We start from the raw sequence: 2,458 nt of genomic DNA on the forward strand, positions 1-2,458 counted from the left end.
TTTTTAAAGAATTGCATGTATCATACTCCTTTAAAGTATGTCTTCTATTACATTTTTAATGTACCATTCTAATATGAATGTATTGCTAATATAATGTAAATTTTCATGAATTCACATTATTAATTTCATGTTAAGAAATCAATTAAATCTTTAGAATAACTTTACAAAAGTGTGCAATAGAGCGTGATATAATGATTAAGAATAGAATTGAATGCGAAGGAGTTATAATTATGTTTAAAGATATGGCGTTTTATATATTCGGGAAACCACTTGATAGTTTTGTTCAATTATTTATATTTGAACCATTCATAATCGGTATCATAGCAATTGCTATTGCACTACTTACTAAGAAATCATGGACTGTATTTATTACGATCATTTTAATTAATCTTATTGATAATTTCCTTGTAGTTAATTACCAGTTTAGTGGGGAAGGATTTGGAACATTAATAACTCAAAATATATTATTCTTCTTCCAAAAGTTTTTCTCAATGTTTTATGAAATAATCGTAGCCTACACAATTGTTAAATTACCATACGTGCATAGTAAATTTAAAATAGTATAGAGCTTCAATAATAAGACGTGTATGGACATTCATGTCTATGAAAATTAAAGAGCAGAAGAAAGTCAGATGTAACTCTGATTTTCTTCTGCTTTTCGTTTTTTATTATTTTGTGTGAGGTTTGATGTCCCATGATCATAAATATCATCATTTCGTGGATTAACTACTGAGTTATTCCAAAACTTGCCCGGTTTCGTTTTGTTAAGTTTGAAACGATTGATGTTTCAAGTTCATTTATTTGATGGTGAAAGGTAATTCATACATTATAAAATTAAATTTGATCTTCTTTGTATATTTTTGACTTTTCAATGTATGATTTATTTATTCTATCAAGTTCTCGATAATCTTCATCAGTTAATGTACGAATTACTTTTGCAGGTCTACCAAATGCAAGTGAATGGGGAGGGATTTTTTTGCCTGGTGGTACAAGTGATCCCGCTCCGATAAATGCGGATTCACCGATTTCGGCGCCATCTAATATTGTTGAATCCATTCCGATTAGAGCGTTTTTCCTAATAATACTAGAATGTAATGTAACTTTATGACCAACTGTTACGTTATCTTCTATTATTAAAGGTTGGTCATTACTTTGATGTAAGCAACATAAGTCTTGTATATTAACGCCATTTCCAATTATTGTTGGTGAAACGTCGCCTCGTATGACTGCATTAAACCAGACTGAACTATTTTGTCCTATTGAAACATCACCAATAATAGTAGCATTCTCAGCAACGTAACAACTTTGATCTATGTTAGGTGTTTTGTTTTTAAATGATTTTATCATTCAAGATTCTCCATTCTTATGAAATAATTTGTTATACTAAGTTTAACAAAAAAGTAGCTATTTAGGTAAAAGGAGTAAATATTATGTGGAAATGGGAAACTGAGAAAGAAGCTAAGGGCATTGTTGTAATTGTACATAATATGCTTGAACATACAGGAAGATATGCCTTTGTAATTACAAAGTTGCGTAGAGAAGGATACCACGTAATAATGGGCGACTTAAGAGGTCAAGGCCAAACTTCAAGAGTACATAGAGGACATGTAGATAGATTTGAAGAATATCATGAACAAGTTCTTGAATGGTTATCAATTGCTGAAGAATATCATTTACCTGTATTTACTTTAGGTGTTGGTTTAGGTGGATTGATTTTATTAAATTTATTAGAGAAAGTGGATTTAAAAGTTGAAGGTGTAATGTTGATTTCACCACTCGTAGCATTTCAACAAAATATTTCAACTCGAAGAAACTTCTTAGCTTCAAGTTTTGGAACTGTTGCCAAAGACGCAAAATTTGATACAGGTATACGTGTAGAAGGACTTACGCGTAATAAAGAAGTAATTGAAGATACTAATAAAGATGCGCTTATGCTTAATAAAGTAAGTTATAATTGGTATAAGACAATTTTAGAAACGATGAAAACAACAATGGAGAACGTACAACATATTTCACCGATTCCGATGCTCTTAATGTTAGGAACCGATGACAAAATTGTAGATATTGACTCTATACGACAAATTGGTAAAAATCTAAATACTAATGAACTATATTTCAAAGCATGGCATGGTTTAAACCATGAAATTCATAATGAACCTGAACGAGAAAATGTTATGAGATACATTGTTTCATTTATGAATAATAGAATACATTATATTGGTTTAATGATTGAAGATGATGAATAATTGTCAAAATTTACAAAAAACAGCTTATTGTGTTCATATTTGGGTATATTAGTAATAAAGATATACATGGAGGCGAGCACATGTCAGAGAGAAATCAAAACATAAGTGATTTGATATTATTAGATAATATACAAAAGAATATAAATGTTATATTTAATAATATCGAAGATAAGTTCCAAATAGAAAAAGAGGAGTTCCTTACACTAGTCGTA

Annotated in this window: 3 protein-coding genes; 2 read left to right on the forward strand and 1 reads right to left on the reverse strand. The window is 29.7% G+C overall.

What is annotated here, in order from left to right; genetic code table 11:
• Positions 1-230: 230 nt before the first annotated feature.
• Positions 231-566: a hypothetical protein gene (locus CD111_RS11430; protein WP_095087342.1), complete on the forward strand. Its 336-nt coding sequence runs from the start codon at positions 231-233 to the stop codon at positions 564-566.
• A 268-nt stretch (positions 567-834) separates the two neighbouring features.
• Here CD111_RS11430 and CD111_RS11435 read toward each other — a convergent pair whose 3' ends face one another.
• A complete protein-coding gene (locus CD111_RS11435) occupies positions 835-1,347 on the reverse strand; it encodes a gamma carbonic anhydrase (RefSeq protein ID WP_095087344.1) in 513 nt (170 codons plus the stop codon).
• Positions 1,348-1,430: 83 nt separating this feature from the next.
• Here CD111_RS11435 and CD111_RS11440 point away from each other — a divergent pair, with 83 nt between their 5' ends.
• On the forward strand, positions 1,431-2,246 hold the full coding sequence (locus CD111_RS11440) for an alpha/beta fold hydrolase (RefSeq protein WP_095087345.1): 816 nt from the start codon (positions 1,431-1,433) through the stop codon (positions 2,244-2,246).
• Positions 2,247-2,458 lie beyond the last annotated feature (212 nt).

Origin of the sequence: Mammaliicoccus stepanovicii, from assembly GCF_002902525.1 — a bacterium.
GTDB classification, from domain to species: Bacteria; Bacillota; Bacilli; order Staphylococcales; family Staphylococcaceae; genus Mammaliicoccus; species Mammaliicoccus stepanovicii.